The 15,805-nt window shown below is 38.3% G+C and carries 16 protein-coding genes and 1 pseudogene; 8 read left to right on the plus strand and 9 right to left on the minus strand.

The window, feature by feature from the left end:
* Positions 1 to 154: 154 nt before the first annotated feature.
* The 6 genes and pseudogenes from lolA to CDG59_RS02240 all read left to right on the plus strand — a co-directional run.
* The gene (gene lolA / locus CDG59_RS02215; RefSeq protein ID WP_005161809.1) at positions 155 to 853 is read left to right on the plus strand and encodes an outer membrane lipoprotein chaperone LolA; all 699 of its coding nucleotides are present in this window, start codon (positions 155 to 157) and stop codon (positions 851 to 853) included.
* 120 nt (positions 854 to 973) lie between these two features.
* The gene (locus tag CDG59_RS02220) at positions 974 to 1,738 is read left to right on the plus strand and encodes an RsiV family protein (RefSeq protein WP_087543304.1); all 765 of its coding nucleotides are present in this window, start codon (positions 974 to 976) and stop codon (positions 1,736 to 1,738) included.
* 117 nt (positions 1,739 to 1,855) lie between these two features.
* A complete protein-coding gene (serS, locus tag CDG59_RS02225) occupies positions 1,856 to 3,127 on the plus strand; it encodes a serine--tRNA ligase (protein WP_087536960.1) in 1,272 nt (423 codons plus the stop codon).
* A gap of 66 nt (positions 3,128 to 3,193) precedes the next feature.
* The gene (cysG, locus tag CDG59_RS02230) at positions 3,194 to 4,567 is read left to right on the plus strand and encodes a siroheme synthase CysG (RefSeq protein ID WP_087543306.1); all 1,374 of its coding nucleotides are present in this window, start codon (positions 3,194 to 3,196) and stop codon (positions 4,565 to 4,567) included.
* 79 nt (positions 4,568 to 4,646) lie between these two features.
* Entirely contained in the window at positions 4,647 to 5,117 is a 471-nt protein-coding gene (locus CDG59_RS02235; protein ID WP_004664488.1) for a tRNA (cytidine(34)-2'-O)-methyltransferase, read from the plus strand.
* Positions 5,118 to 5,157: 40 nt separating this feature from the next.
* Positions 5,158 to 5,484: pseudogene (locus CDG59_RS02240) on the plus strand (NADPH-dependent FMN reductase); the annotation flags it as partial.
* Between the two features lie 53 nt (positions 5,485 to 5,537).
* Here CDG59_RS02240 and CDG59_RS02245 read toward each other — a convergent pair.
* From CDG59_RS02245 to rpoD, 8 genes are all read right to left on the minus strand, one after another.
* Positions 5,538 to 6,926 (minus strand): APC family permease, encoded by a 1,389-nt coding sequence (locus CDG59_RS02245; protein ID WP_087543310.1) that lies wholly within the window; start codon positions 6,924 to 6,926, stop codon positions 5,538 to 5,540.
* Between the two features lie 267 nt (positions 6,927 to 7,193).
* Positions 7,194 to 8,378 carry an iron-containing alcohol dehydrogenase gene (locus tag CDG59_RS02250; RefSeq protein ID WP_005161786.1) on the minus strand — a complete coding sequence of 395 codons (1,185 nt, stop codon included), beginning with the start codon at positions 8,376 to 8,378 and terminating at the stop codon, positions 7,194 to 7,196.
* A 1-nt stretch (position 8,379) separates the two neighbouring features.
* On the minus strand, positions 8,380 to 8,913 hold the full coding sequence (locus tag CDG59_RS02255) for a hypothetical protein (protein WP_005161783.1): 534 nt from the start codon (positions 8,911 to 8,913) through the stop codon (positions 8,380 to 8,382).
* An 81-nt stretch (positions 8,914 to 8,994) separates the two neighbouring features.
* Entirely contained in the window at positions 8,995 to 9,681 is a 687-nt protein-coding gene (gene lipB, locus CDG59_RS02260) for a lipoyl(octanoyl) transferase LipB (protein WP_087543312.1), read from the minus strand.
* A gap of 115 nt (positions 9,682 to 9,796) precedes the next feature.
* Positions 9,797 to 10,435, minus strand: a complete 639-nt coding sequence (locus CDG59_RS02265; RefSeq protein ID WP_087543314.1) for a hypothetical protein — start codon at positions 10,433 to 10,435, stop codon at positions 9,797 to 9,799.
* Positions 10,436 to 10,471: 36 nt separating this feature from the next.
* Positions 10,472 to 11,380 (minus strand): lysozyme inhibitor LprI family protein, encoded by a 909-nt coding sequence (locus tag CDG59_RS02270; protein WP_087543316.1) that lies wholly within the window; start codon positions 11,378 to 11,380, stop codon positions 10,472 to 10,474.
* A gap of 122 nt (positions 11,381 to 11,502) precedes the next feature.
* Positions 11,503 to 11,790, minus strand: a complete 288-nt coding sequence (locus CDG59_RS02275) for a YbeD family protein (RefSeq protein WP_004664473.1) — start codon at positions 11,788 to 11,790, stop codon at positions 11,503 to 11,505.
* 130 nt (positions 11,791 to 11,920) lie between these two features.
* Positions 11,921 to 13,804 (minus strand): RNA polymerase sigma factor RpoD, encoded by a 1,884-nt coding sequence (gene rpoD / locus CDG59_RS02280; RefSeq protein WP_005161779.1) that lies wholly within the window; start codon positions 13,802 to 13,804, stop codon positions 11,921 to 11,923.
* A gap of 351 nt (positions 13,805 to 14,155) precedes the next feature.
* On the opposite strand from rpoD, the gene CDG59_RS02285 reads away from it, so the two are divergent.
* Entirely contained in the window at positions 14,156 to 14,356 is a 201-nt protein-coding gene (locus tag CDG59_RS02285) for a PA3496 family putative envelope integrity protein (RefSeq protein ID WP_004664469.1), read from the plus strand.
* 76 nt (positions 14,357 to 14,432) lie between these two features.
* Positions 14,433 to 14,957 (plus strand): YecA family protein, encoded by a 525-nt coding sequence (locus tag CDG59_RS02290; protein WP_005161776.1) that lies wholly within the window; start codon positions 14,433 to 14,435, stop codon positions 14,955 to 14,957.
* A 170-nt stretch (positions 14,958 to 15,127) separates the two neighbouring features.
* Here the strand turns inward: CDG59_RS02290 and tmpT are convergent, their stop codons facing one another.
* The gene (gene tmpT / locus CDG59_RS02295) at positions 15,128 to 15,772 is read right to left on the minus strand and encodes a thiopurine S-methyltransferase (RefSeq protein WP_087543318.1); all 645 of its coding nucleotides are present in this window, start codon (positions 15,770 to 15,772) and stop codon (positions 15,128 to 15,130) included.
* Positions 15,773 to 15,805 lie beyond the last annotated feature (33 nt).

The raw sequence follows: 15,805 nt of genomic DNA on the forward strand, positions 1-15,805 counted from the left end.
ATTTACAATCTCTACATAAACGCTGTAACTTCATACATAATGCAGACCTTTGCGACACGAATTACACAAAACCAATGCTTTTCTTCATTTTTTAAATGATCAAAAACAGTAAGATGTCGTCATAACAGTAAAAATCTGATAGAAGGTTCATTTTATGAATTTCGTAAAAAAAATCGCTTATGCAACAACTTTAAGTGTAGCTACACTTGCTCCTGTTGTGAGTAGTCAGGTATTTGCTGCACCTGTGGCTGCATCGACTCAGCAGGCGACGAATAGTTTGGTTCAACAACTCTCTGGCTTACAAAGATTCACAGCAGATTTTGAACAAAGTACCAAAGTAGCTGCGAGTAATAAAGCAGTTCAGAAAAAAGGTTTAACTGCACAACATATGAACCAGACTTTTAAAGGTTCAATGAAAGTTGAACGACCTGGAAAGTTTTATTGGGAAACCACAAGTCCTGCTAAACAAACGATTGTGACTACAGGTAAAGTCGTCTGGATTTATGATCCTGATCTTCAACAGGCAGTACGTCAAAGTTTGGATGATCAAATTGCGAATACCCCAGCGCTTTTACTGTCAGGGAATACCAATCAGATTATGCAATCTTACAGAGTAACGCAGCCTAATCGTAGTAAGCTTTATTATACTTTGTATCCAAAACAAGAGGATGGAGCATTTCAAAGTTTAACGATTAGTTTTGGTGCAAATAAGGCACCTAACTTGATGGTCTTACAAGATTCTTTAGGTCAAACAACGAATGTTCGATTTACTAATGTAAAAGTTAATCCAACTATTCCTGCATCAGTATTTAATTTCACGCCACCGAAAGGTACGGATATTATTGATCAGTAATATTCTAAATACTCAAAGAGCTGCAATTACTGTGGCTCTTTGAGGTGAAATGTAGATACATTTCTTAATTTCATTTATAGGCAAGGCTTTGTATAGTGAAGAAAAACATCAGAGACTTGCATGATGATGAAGTTTACACAATTATCAAAAATTATTCCGCTTCTTCCTATCCTGACAGTTATTGCATTAACAGGTTGCCAACCTAAAAAAGATACAACTAATGAAAAGGAAAAAGTAGATATTCCACTCATTCAAGCGAAAGTTATTGCAGTCAAAATACCCAAACAAAAAGTCTGTTTAGAAGATGGTTGTACCAATTATGATTTACAAAATGTTGAAACCAATCAAAAATGGATTGATGAATATTTTCTCAATCGTATGAAAAAAGCTGAGCCGAATGCATTTTCGAACTTAGCTGATCAACAGGTAAAAGTCGCTGCTGGTGAACCATCACTCAGTGAAAGTAGTACCTATGTACGTTTTGTAGGGCAAAATTATAATTTGGCGACTTTCGCAATTCAGACTTATTCATATTCAGCTGGTGCTGCGCATGGTATGTCACATCAAGAATTTGTGAATTTTGATTTGTCGAATAAGAAACATATTACTGTTGCAGAGTTGTTGAAACCCGAAATGAATCAAAAACTTCGTGATGAGTTATATACTGCTAATCAAAATTGGTTAGATGATCACCAAATTAAGAAAGATCAATTGCAAGTCAGTGATAATTTTTATTATGGAGTCAATGGGATCGTGTTCGTCTATCCATTGTATGAGTTGGCTTCATATGCAGAAGGGATGAGCGAATTAACTTTACCGTATTATTCAGCCAAAAAATTTATCAAGTCTGAATATTTACCAAGCTTACCGAAAGAGCCAAATTAGTTGTTAGTCAGCATCTAAACATTGTTTATAGATGCTGATAGTTTATTGCCAATCGCTGTATTTTTTTAGGTTAAAGCCTTACACTATAGCCAGTTTTTTCTCTATTCATGATTGATTATGATCGACCCAAAATTACTCAGAAATAATATTGAAGCAGTGAATGCTGCTTTAGCAAAACGTGGTATTCAGCTTAATGTACAAGAATGGGCGGATTTAGAAGCACGCCGTAAAGAATTGCAGTCCAAAGCTGAAAACTTGCAGGCAGAGCGTAATGCGGGCGCAAAACAGGTTGGTCAAATCAAGAAATCGGGTGGTGATGCATCTGAAATTATGGCACGTATGGCTGCCATTGGTGATGAAATCAAAGCTGCTGAAGTTGCGCTTGCTGAGTTGCAAACTGAACTAGAGCAAAAATCACTGGCGATTCCAAACTTACCTGATGAATCTGTTCCAGAAGGTAAAGATGAAAGCGATAATGTTGAAATCTTAAAGTGGGGCACACCACGCCAATTTGATTTTGAGATCAAAGATCATACCGATCTTGGTGAGTGGATGGGTGGGCTTGAGTTTGAAACAGCAACCAAGCTGACAGGTTCACGTTTTAGTGTATTGAAAGGTCCTTTAGCTCGTTTACAACGTGCATTAACCCAGTTCATGCTGGATACACATACCCTTAAAAATGGTTATACCGAAGCCTATGTACCTTATCTGGTCAATGCAGATAGTTTGCGTGGTACAGGTCAGCTACCTAAATTTGAAGAAGACTTATTCAAGTTGCAAGGTGAAAAAGAATATTACCTGATCCCGACCGCAGAAGTGCCAGTAACAAACTTTGTGCGTGATGAAATCTTAGATGCCGATCGTTTACCACTTAAATACGCAGCACATACACCATGTTTCCGTAGTGAAGCAGGTTCTTATGGTCGTGATACCCGTGGTTTGATTCGTCAACATCAGTTCGATAAGGTCGAAATGGTGCAAATTTCAAAACCAGAGCACTCAATGCAGGCGCTTGAAGAACTAACTGCACATGCAGAGGGCATTTTGCAAGCATTAGGCTTACCATATCGTAAAATTTTGCTCTGTGGTGGTGATATGGGTTTTGGTGCAACCAAAACTTATGACTTAGAAGTATGGGTGCCAAGCCAAAATACCTATCGTGAAATCTCAAGTTGCTCAAACATGGGCGATTTCCAAGCACGACGAATGAAAGCACGTTACCGCGTAGATCAGAAGAAGATCGAATTGGTGCATACGTTGAATGGTTCAGGTTTAGCTGTAGGTCGTACTTTGCTTGCAGTGATGGAAAACTATCAACGTGCGGATGGTTCGATTGAGATTCCTGAAGTTTTACGTCCATATATGGGCGGTATTAGTTATATCGACTAAAATGCATCGAATTTGTGCATAGTTTTTGCTTTAGCTCAATCAGATCTAAAAATATAGAGGCGTATCGTGGAAATTTTCCCAATCTCTTTAAAGTTGCAGCAGCAACGTTGCCTGATTGTGGGTGGTGGGCATATTGCCTACCGCAAAGCAAACTTGTTAGTCAAAGCTGGTGCGATTATTGATGTGATTGCACCAGAGATTGAGCCTGATTTGCAAGAATTAGTTGAGAAGTCACTGGGTCAATATATCCAAGCCCCTTTTTCTGTAAATATTTTAGCAACGCCTTATCGCCTAGTGATTGCAGCGACAGATCAGCCTGATGTGAATAAAGCTGTCTTTGAGCAATGTGAGATACGTAATCTTCTCGTCAATAGCGTAGATGATATTCCAAATTGTCGTTTTATGGTGCCTGCAATTATTGATCGGTCACCACTCGTTATTTCTGTGGCTTCAAATGGAGCTTCGCCTGTTTTATCACGTCAAATTCGTACACAGTTAGAAAGTTCTATTCCACATGGTATGGGTAAATTAGCTGAGTTTTCTGGTCAATGGCGTAAACAGGTGAAAGAAAAAATTGCCAATTCAGATGAGCGTCGTATTTTTTGGGAAAACTTATACGCAAGTCCACTAAAAGAGCAAGTCTTTAATGACAATCTTGAGGTGGCAAATAATTTAATTGAACAAGCCTTAACAGAGTGGACTGCACCGAAAGGTGAAGTCTATTTAGTGGGTGCGGGTCCTGGTGATCCAGAGTTGCTGACTTTAAAAGCATTACGCTTGATGCAACAAGCTGATGTGGTGATTTATGATCGTTTGGTCTCTGCACCAATCTTAGAATTGTGCCGCCGTGATGCTGAAAAGATTTATGTCGGTAAAGCACGTTCTAATCATTCAGTCCCGCAAGATGGTATTAATGCTTTGTTGGTTGAATATGCACAAAAGGGTAAGCGTGTTTGCCGCTTAAAAGGCGGTGATCCATTTATTTTTGGGCGTGGTGGCGAAGAGATTCAAGAATTAGTTGAAGCTGATGTTACATTTCAAGTTGTGCCGGGTATTACAGCGGCGTCAGGGTGTTCTGCTTATGCAGGTATTCCACTCACGCATCGTGATTACGCACAAAGCGTACGTTTTTTAACAGGACATCTTAAAGAGGGATCACCAGAACTTCCTTGGAATGAGCTAGTGTATGAAAACCAAACTCTGGTGTTGTACATGGGCTTAGTTGGTTTAGAACGCATTTGTGAGCAACTGATTGCTCACGGCCAGCGTCCAAATATGCCAGTTGCACTTATTTCCAAAGGTACCACGCCAGATCAAAATGTGGTGGTTGGAACTTTAGCTGATATAGCGACCAAAGTATCTGAGCATCATATCGTAGCACCGACTTTAACCATTATTGGTGAAGTAGTTAGTCTGCGTGAACAGTTAAAATGGCAATAAAATTTCCTTTATGGCGTTGTCGTCATTCCAGATCTATTGAATAAATAGATCTGGAGAATTTGAATAGTAGAGAAAATTTGTGATTCATGTTGTCCTATACGAACCAGAAATACCTGCAAACACAGGTAATATTATTCGTTTGTGTGCCAATACAGGTGCTCAATTGCATTTAGTGAGACCTTTAGGTTTTGAACTAGACGATAAGAAATTGAAGCGAGCAGGTTTGGATTACCACGAATGGGCAAGAATGCAAATTTGGGACAATATCGAACTCTGTCTTGCCGATTTAAAAACCAAAGGTGTTGAGCATGTTTTTCCATTGACCACTAAAGGTACAGCGACACCGCATACAGTCGATCTTAATCGTCCAGTTGCTTTGTTGATGGGGCCTGAAACTCGTGGTTTACCTGAACAAGTGCGTTTAATGTTCCCACAAGAGCAATGGATTCGTCTGCCAATGGCTGAAAATTCAAGAAGTTTAAACCTTTCTAACGCAACCGCCGTGATTGTCTATGAAGCGTGGAGACAACAGGGTTTTAAACAACTTTAGTTCCTTGGGTTAGAGATCACCTACGGGCTTGCAACAACTAAGGTTATGGTTCACGCGTGGTTGGCAAGATAAAGTTTTTGCAGGCTTTACAAACAGTGCGAGTTTAAATGGTGATAAACAAGTGACGTTGATTCAATTACAAACCTTAGCTTCTCAGCATGGTGGTATTTGGGTGAGTTTAGGTTTACTTCCAGCCAATACCAAAGCCGCAAAACGCGAAGATGTGAATAATTTAGGCGGTTCTGTTGGTTTACTGGTTCAATCACCTTCTGATGCGAGTGTAGATGAGATTTCAACAGGGGACTTAGAAACAGCGAAGCTGTATGCGGAACGTGTTAAATCAATTGTTGAAAAACTGCATAGCTAAGTTTTTGAGTTAATAAAAAGGCGCATTTAGCGCCTTTTTAGATTTAGATGATTTTATTCGTGTTCATTGTGTTGAGGTGCATTATATTTAAAGCCTTTGGTTTTATAGCCTAAATATAAAATACCAAACATTGCCCACCATAAACCGTATTTTAATGCTGTATCTTCAATTTCTAGCCACATAGCGAAGACGCTGAGGAAGCCACAAAGAGGAATGATGACAAAGTTTAAAATATCTTTGAAATTCTTTGTACGGCCATCACGTAAGGCATAACGTGAAATTACGGACAGGTTCACGAAAGTGAACGCAATCAGGGCACCAAAACTGATCATGGAAATCACCACATCCAGACTCATGAAACCTGCACTTAATGCCACCAATCCAACAATCAGAATGTTATAGGATGGCGTAAAGGTTTTCGGGCTGATATGGCCAAAGATTTTCTTGTTAATCACACCGTCCCGACCCATCACATACATCAGACGTGATACGCCAGCATGAGCCGAAATACCAGATGCCATGACAGTCACAATCGCAAACGCTAAAACGTAAGACTGGAACAGCGAACCACCCACCAACAATAAAATATCTGGCTGAGTTGCTGCGACATCTTGGAAGTAACTTTTTGGATCATTTGGAAAGTAAATTTGCATAAAGTAGGTGCTGATAATAAAAATTACACCTGCGAATAATGCAGTCAAGAAAATCGCTTTTGGTAAGGTCTTTTCAGTATCTTTGGTTTCTTCTGCTAGAGAGCTTAGTGAGTCAAAACCTGTAAATGAAAAGCACAGTAGGGTTGCACCTGTAATTAACGCGCCAATAGAGGTTAGCTCATTCCAGAACGGTTGTAAGCTCCAAAGTTGATAGCGTGTTTCTGCAGTAATTGGACCTTCTGCGTTATACCCCATTTGTAGTTTGTTATAAACCAAATAGGTGAATACACCGATGACGATCAGTTGAACTAAAACAATCAAGCTATTAAAGTTTGCAACAAAACGAGCGCCACGCAGGTTGATGCCAGTCATAAAGGCAGTCAGGATAATCACCCAGACCCAGTGGTTTACATTTGGAAATAAGGCATCCAGATAGATTCCCGCCAAGATGATATTGACCATCGGTGATAGTAAATAATCGAGCCAAGAAGACCACCCCACCATAAAGCCAACATTTGGGTGGATTGATTTTTGAGCGTAAGTATAAGCCGATCCAGAAGATGGATAACGGCGAATCATGTGCCCATAGCTTAGCGATGTAAACAAAATCGCAATCAATGCCACAATGTAAGAGGTAGGAACGTGGTGATGACTTTCTTCTGATACCAGACCGAAGGTGTCAAACAAGGTCATCGGTTGAATATAAGCCAAACCAATAATGATAATGTGCCAAAGACCTAGCGTTTTTTGCAGTTTAGCTACCGATGGAGTCCCAGAAATATTTGTCAACGGCGTTATCCTCATAATCGTTGATCAAAGATCAGCTATGGTTTTAAGGGTCATTTGAGACAAAATGACCCCTGCTACAAAAAAAAGAAGTGCGCCAATTTATCGTAATTTATTATAAATTGTCAGTACTTTTATGCTTCTTTTAGCAATTTTTTTGCCAATTCGCCAAAGAAATAGATGAATAAAGATTCATTTAAAATGGCAAAGCCCCGATAACGAGATTATATCGGGGCTTTGAAAGTTAAATTATTTATTTAACTTAATGAATTACCATGCTTTTTGCAAAATTGCACGAAGATCTTCTAAATTCGCTTCTTTTGGGTTGTAAATGATTGAACCATCATTTAAGGCTTTTTCAGCAACTTCGTCTAACTGCGCTTCTGTCACTTTACCCGTTTCACGTAAAGTACGTGGAAGTTTAGTAAGCGTGAATAAACGATCACGCATGGTTAAAATAGTTGCAATGGCTTTTTCTGCTCGCAGATGAGCAGGTGTCTGTGCATAAATATCTGCACCTGCAAGTGGAAGCAATAATTCACCAATCTTAGCACCATTGACTTCTTTGTTGTATTCAAGCACATATGGCAAGAATAAGTTCATGCAAAGACCATGGGGCAGGTGAGCAACTGCACCTAAGGCATGGCCAAGTGAGTGAACCAGACCAACCATTGAATTAGAGAATGCGATTCCCGCCATAGTTGATGCTTGAGCAAGCTCTAAACGACCTTGTGCATCACTTGGATTGTCTAAAACTTTGAATAAGTTTTCACTAATTTTCTTGATGCCAGCACTTGCATAAGCATCGCTTAAAGGATTCGCTGCTAAGCATGTATAAGCTTCAACACAGTGAGTGAGTGCATCCATACCTGTCATTGCGGTTAGGTGTGGTGGCAATGTTTGTGTCATGCGCGGATCAAGAATTGCAGCATGTGGCATCAAGTAATAAGAAGCAAACGCAAGTTTGACATTTTTTTGCGTATCAGAAACGACAGCAACCATAGTTGCTTCAGAACCTGTACCAGACGTTGTCGGAATCACGAAGAATGGTTTTAATGGTTTTGGTAGGTTATGTGCACCTGAGTATTGCAATAAATCATCGCCACCTTCTGAAACTAAAATATTAGTTGCTTTCGATGTATCAATAACCGAACCACCACCAATCGCAATAATCGCATCACATTTTTTTTCACGATACAGTTGTGCTGCTGCACGTACTACTTCCAAGCTTGAATCAGGTGGAACGTCATCAAAAATTGCACCAATTACAGCATCTGTTGTGCTAAAAGCAGCTTCAATTGGGCTGAGTAGACCATTTGCACGTACGCCTTTATCGGTAATGATCATTGGGCGTTTTGAACCAAGAGTCGCAAGTTCAAAAGGGATGTGCTCTAACGCAGCATTACCAGCAATTACCTTTACAGGACAAAAAAATTCGTAATAAGGCTTAGCCATGTTATGCGCTCCGTTTGAAATATGATTGTGCGACTTTGAGGTAGATATTTTTTGCGCCAGTGAATTTTTCTTTGAATGTTAATTCAGCTGGATAACGTTTCACAGCAAGTGAGGCAATTAATTTAGGTAGAATTAACGCTTCCATTTTATTTAAACAACGCACTAAGCGAATGGCACTTGAAACATCACCATCAGCAATCATACGGTCATTGGCAAATGCTTGAGCAGTACTTTCTTGGAAAGAAAATACCAGAAAAGCATGAGTTAAATGTTTGAAGGTAATTGTTAAATCAGGTTTGCCTTTATAGTTGGATAAAAGCTCTAATTGTTTTTCTTCGGTCACTCGTGCAATAAATGCAGGACCATTTGGGAAAACATTCATTGAAAGTATAAAGCCAACTGGAAATTTAGAGACTTCCTGTTGTACTTCGTCATCCACTTGGCTTGCCATTACTAAACCACGACCGACGACATCCATCATGAGTTTTACGTAGGCAAATTGCAAAGTGGGCTTCACTGCTTTGGTCGAAATCACTCGCGTATCCCTTGTTAAAATTATGCAAAAGCAAATTTAGAGTAATTACTCTAATTTATTTCTTTGGAATTTAAAAGTAGTTTATTCAGATTTGACTACAAGGTCATGAAAGAAATTCGTATTTTGTAAATAGCGAATAAAATCATGACAAAGTTGCTCAAAGCTTGGGTAATCTTCAAGCAAGTCTTGCAAGCGTACCATTTCTAAACCTGCGTATCCACAAGGATTAATGGTTTGAAAGCCTGTTAAATCACAATCAATATTTAAGGCTAAACCGTGGTAACTACGACCACGGCGAATTTTAAAACCTAAAGACCCGATTTTACGACCATCAACATAGACTCCTGGCGCATCAGGCTTAGCGTAAGCGTCAATATTGTATTGTTTCAGCAAGTCAATCATGGCTTGTTCAGCAAAGCTGACTAGAGTTCGAACATGCCATTTCAAACGGTTTAAATCTAATAGGAAATAAGCAACGAGTTGACCCTTACCATGCCAAGTGACCTGTCCTCCGCGATCAGTATGGACAACTGGAAGGCTGCTGTGCGTAAGGATATGTTCAGCTTTGCCTGCTTGCCCTTGAGTCAAAACATCTTGATGTTGTAATAACCAAACTTCATCGGGTGTGGTTTCATCACGATTGGTTGTGAAGTCTTTCATTGCTTCAAAACGAGCTGTGTAGTCTTGTAGATCTTTGAAACAACGAATGATTAAGGAGGGAGTATTAACTTGAGGGCTTAAAATATCCCTAGGAATAGATAGATTCATTTGATTCTAGATTATTGTATTTAAAATGGGTATTAAAAGATATTTTTTTGTTTCGAAATAGATTCTCATAACTCTATAAAAGCTATGAAATTCTATTTCAAAAAAATTTATGAATTTATTCGTAATATTCTTCATTAGAATATTGAGTATCAGGTTCATGTTGTTGACCATTAAAGCCAATTTTCCCACTATCTACTTGTGGTTTAATAAATGCATAAAATAGCGTGTCCGAAAGAAGCGTAGTAAGTTTGTCTGAGTTGGTAATAGTTGCAAAAATTTTATCACCTTTGTCAGAAGGCTGTAAGATATAGTCCAAAGTGATTTTTGCTTTACTTTGAGTAAAATCAAGTTCTAATTTTTGTGCTTGGTCTTCTGTATTTGATGTATTAGCAATATTACGGACACTGTCAGATTTTTTAATAATATCTGATGGGATTGTGGCTGTTAAATCAATTGCACATTCTGTTTTGGGACTATCTGGATCAATATGATTGGTACGACTATCCATTAAATTAAACTGGATAGATTTAGCTGATACTCGAAGTTTACTTGTATCTACATCTTCCAAAAGATTTTTCTTGATTAAATCTTTTAATCCTATATCAAGTTTTTTCTCTAATTGTTCTTGTAGGTTTTTCTGTAGTAATACAATAGCATTAGGATCATCACATTTAAGATGCTTTTGACCCGTAAATGAACATCCGTGTAATATAGGGAGGCCAAACAGGCAGCTAAGTAATACGAGTTTTTTCATAAAAAATTCCAATATCTTTAGTGTAAGGGAAATAGGTTAATAATTAGAATCAAGTTGATAAATAGCTTGTTTTAATTGATCCACTCGAGAGTTTGTCATTTCTGTTTCACAGTTAAGGGTAGTGATTTCTTCTTCACCATATTCGGCATTATTACCTTGTAGTTTGCATTCGAGTTCACGTTTTTTTAACCATGTTTTTTGGCTATCTAATAATTGACTACGAATCTCTTTGGTTGTTGCATTCCAAACTAAATTAAGATTCGCGTTTGCGGCATCAATTTGTTGTTGAGCTTCGTTTATACGTAATTGTGCATATTCAGTTTCAGCCTGTGCTTGTGCTTGAGCCGCTTCTGCTTCTGCTTGTTCAGCTTGCTGTTTGGCACTTTGTTTAGCAGCTTTAGTGAGAGAGTCAATAGTGATTTTTGCAACAAAATTTGAAATAAGATTTTGATTTTCTAAAGAGACATAGATTTTCTTTGCGTCATCTGTGGGTTGAACTGAATATTCTAATTCGTGTTTTAATTGGTTTAATTCGAATTTAAGATCATCTAAAACAGCCTGCTGTGCAATATCTGTTTCGTCTGATAGCTTTCGACTTTCATTCGCAGCATCTATAATCTGTGATGGGATCTTAATATCTAGTTCAGCCGCACAAAATTCTTTTTTACTATTAGGGTCTGAGTTGTTAGTTCTGACATCATTAACTGTAATATCAAATTGTTTAATTGTACTTCTGACTTTTCCCATATCTAGGGTTATATTTTGAGTATTGATAAGTGTTTTAACTTGTTCTGATGTTAATTGATCAATATCTTTATTTATAAGTTCGATGACTAGTTTACGAGTATCCTCGCTATTACATTTAGCAGAATTAAAAGATAATTTTTCACAACCAACGAGGAAAGACGTTGAAATAATACAGAATAGAAGGGTTATTTGTTGCACTTATTGTTACTCCTAGTAATATATGGCTATTATACTAACAAAAACATTACAAATTGTCGCTGATTATAATTATTTGTATATTGCGAAAAATATAGGGATATATTGTATATCCCTATATTGTATTAAAGCGCTGTCTTAATTAAAGGACAGGCTGCAAGATCAGCATATAGCGCATGAACTTGTTCTAACTCTTCAAAGCGTAATTGTGCGGTTAAAGAGTGGTATTTACCTGTACGTGAAGGTTGTACTTTTACTGTACCACCATCGAATTCAGGGAAGTGCTTCTGCAAAATATCAACAACAGCCACTCGAAGTTCATCCCCTGCATTACCAATCAATTTGATTGGATAGTCCATCGGGAAAACCCAAAGATGTTCTTGTAATTCACGAGAAGGAGTGCGGTCTAACATGAGCAACCTCTTTAATTTGAAACGCCCGCATCAGTGCAGGCGCTTATGATCTAATAACTAAATGGGGATGAAGTACTTAACTTCAAGTCATGAACGAGGGCTTTGACCATCGTTCAAACTTTCCCAATAATTAGTCATTTTCCAAGAATGAACGTAAATGTTCAGAGCGAGAAGGGTGGCGAAGTTTACGTAACGCTTTCGCTTCAATCTGACGGATACGTTCACGTGTTACGTCAAACTGTTTACCCACTTCTTCTAAAGTATGGTCGGTTGGCATATCGATACCAAAACGCATTTTTAAGACTTTAGCTTCACGTTCTGTTAAGTTTTCAAGCACTTCACGGGTCGCTTCTTTTAAACCTTCTGAGGTCGCAGCATCGACTGGAGATGTGATGTTCGAGTCCTCAATGAAGTCACCAAGATGCGAATCTTCATCATCACCGATCGGTGTTTCCATTGAAATCGGTTCTTTTGCGATTTTAAGTACTTTACGAACTTTAACCTCGTCCATTTCAAGACGCTCACCTAATTCTTCAGGTGTCGGTTCACGTCCCATTTCTTGAAGAAGTTGACGTGATACACGATTGATCTTGTTAATCGTTTCAATCATGTGGACTGGGATACGAATAGTACGCGCTTGATCGGCAATTGAACGAGTAATCGCCTGACGAATCCACCAAGTTGCATACGTCGAGAATTTATAACCACGACGATATTCAAACTTGTCTACAGCCTTCATCAAACCGATGTTACCTTCTTGAATCAAATCAAGGAATTGTAAGCCACGGTTCGTGTATTTCTTCGCAATTGAAATAACCAAACGTAAATTTGCTTCAACCATTTCTTTCTTGGCACGGCGTGCTTTCGCTTCACCAACTGCCATACGTTTAGAGATATCTTTGATATCTTTTACGTTCAAACCAAGGTCTTTCTCAATATCGGCAATTTTCTGTTGGAATGCCAATACGTCAGGGCGCACTTTTTCTAAATGTGCTTTGGTTTCAGCGGGGGCTTTTGCGATTTGTTCATCTAACCAAGCTGGATTTGACTCTTGTTCAGGGAAGGTTGTACGGAATTGATTACGATCCATACGACCACGACGCACTGCATAACGCATGATTTCACGTTCGTTGGTACGAATTTGCTCATGTGTGCCACGAATCATTTCTGAAATAATGTCAAATAAACGTGGTGTGAATTTGAACATCATAAAGACAGCAGCTAAAGCTTCTAGTGCAGCTTTTGCTTCGTCACTATTGCGACCATGTTTTGCTACAATTGCTTTTGTATCATTCCAAGCAGCTTCTAGTTCAGAAAAACGAACTTTGGCGATTTCAGGATCTGGACCTGAATCACCTTCAGAATCATCATCACCTTCAGATTCTTCGTCTTCGTCATCATCGTCAAGTTTTACATCTTTCGTCGCAGGTGAAGCGCTTTCAGCTTCTTCAAGTTCTGCTTCTTCTTCCAGTACTTCTGGAATGTCATCATCAGTTTCTGGGTCTAAATAGCCAGAAAGAATATCGGCAAGACGACGCTCACCTGTTAAAAAGTCATTATATTCTTGTAAAACAACTTCAACAGCATTTGGCCAATAAGCAATTGAATGTAAAACGTCACGAATACCTTCTTCGATACGTTTTGCAATGCTAATTTCGCCTTCACGCGTTAAAAGTTCAACTGTCCCCATTTCACGCATGTACATACGTACAGGGTCAGTGGTACGACCAGGCTCGCTTTCAACCGATGCGAGTACGGCAGCAGCTTCTTCTTCAGCGACTTCGTCTGCAGCTTCAGTAGATTCACCAAACATGGTGTCATCAGTTTCTGGCGCACGTTCATGCACTGGAATACCAACGTCTTGAAGCATCTGGATGATGTCTTCAATCTGCTCACTTTCCGTAATTGAGTCTGGTAGATGATCGTTAACCTCAGCGTAAGTTAAGTAACCTTGTTCTTTGCCTCGGCTAATCAGAGCCGCTACTTGCGAAGTAGGGGAATTCATATCGCTCATCTTTGCTTACTCTTTTGTTGAATCTGTGGCGGTGAAAAACCGTGCATGATAGCACAATTCACGAGGAATGTTTTGGATTTGATCCGCTAGCTTTAAATAAAAAATAGGTTGGATTGAACTGTAGTTTCTTAGATATTGGGATGTGTCATAATTTTTCAAGCAGAGAATTCCTATTCAAGAATTTTTTCATTTGTACAATTGTTTGAATATAAATACACAAAAAAAACGATGAAAAAAAGTACAAAACACCATTTTATAGTAAAAAAAATCAAATAAAACTTGACAAGGTCTGATAAGACCGATAAATAGCGGCTAGACCCATTTATATTTTTTCATTTAGAGGTACTGTTAGTGTCTTCTACAGATTTCGAATTAGATGATGATAACTACGGTGAGGATGATGTTGGTTTTGATGAGTCATCAGGCAAAATCAGTGCCAAAGAATCATTAGAAAAGCGCCGTTTGATTGATGATCTACTCGCTCAACGCCGTTTAGAACGAGAATTAAAAGATTTCGATTATGATTTCGACGACGATGATTTGGATGACTAAAGTGAAGCAAAATTGCTAAGACTTTATGTTTGAAAATGTTATGCTGTTGCCGTGTATTTAAAATTTGGATCATAAAATGAGCACATTAGATTTAGACTTATTGAGTAATTTTCTTGACGGTGATCAAAATGAGCACGGTTTAGATTTTGCAGCGACTCATGGCTTTTTGTGTGCTATTGCGGTTGGTCCAAAATTTGATCGTTGGTTGGATGAGCTTTTTGAGAGTAATCAAAAGAAAGTTCCTAGTGAAATCATTGAACAAATCAAAGCTTGGTTAGAGTCTATTCGCCAAGATTTAGCCAATGAAAACGGAATTGAATTCCCTTTTGAAATTGAAGAAGCAGATGTTGATTCAAGTTTAGGTGATTGGAGCGTTGGTTTTGTTGATGCAATGTTCTTAAATGAAGAGGCATGGTTTGCTCCAGAGTTTGAGGAACAATTGGTTGATTTAACTTTACCAATTATGGTGTTTAGTGGCATTGATGAAGAAGATCCACAAATGGAATCTTTCCGCCGCAATGGTCAATTGATGGATGAATTAGCAGAAGAAATTCCTGATAATTTGAACGAAATTTATCTTATGTATCACACGCCAGCGTGATGCTACATCTTATGTAGTTATAAAAGTAATGCATAATTTGACACCAAATTAAATATTAAACGTCCTTTAGAGGACGTTTTTTATATCTCGTTTGGGAGTTAATGTTTTTGTGATTGAGGAAGCATCAAGTGGAAATCACTATTCAATGCTTTTATATTTCTCTTCGCTATTTAATCTATTTGTGGTGATTTGCCCAGAGACCAAACATTTTCATAGGCGATTACTTTACCCTTAAGATTCTCTGTTATCGTTTCCAATAATTTAATTTGATAATGCGTTGCATAATGCTCAGTTAATTCATGTTCAGGAACGGAGAATGGTGGTCCTTTAAGTGAGTTTTGATCATATTCAAGGCTAATTAATAGCTGAGGTGCTTGTTTTGTAATGTCTAACAAATGTTGTGTGTATTGGCTTCGCATTTGCGGTGGAAGAGCGATTAGGGCAGCTCGATCATAAACAGCATCTACATCACCAAGTTGTTGTGCTGTTAACTGGAAAAAATCACCAACGAATAATTCAATTTGAGGATGTTGATAGTGAGTCAATTCACCTGATTGTGCCTCTTTAAAGCTCAATCCTAAATTTGAAATAAGATCTTGGATTGCAATAGGGCTAAGATCAATACCAACTATTTGATAACCCTGATTTATTAGCCAGCTTATATCTAAACTTTTACCACAAAGTGGAACAAAAATACGAGCATGAGGCTTTAAATCTAATGATCTAAAATATTGGGTGAGTAGGGTGTGAGGTTGGTCTTGATGAAAACCAATATTATTGTTTTGCCATTTGTCATGCCAAAAATCATGTTGCATTATTTGAACCTCGGTATCCATTTAAATAGAGTT

Origin of the sequence: Acinetobacter sp. WCHA29 (genome assembly GCF_002165335.1) — a bacterium.
Taxonomy (GTDB): domain Bacteria; phylum Pseudomonadota; class Gammaproteobacteria; order Pseudomonadales; family Moraxellaceae; genus Acinetobacter.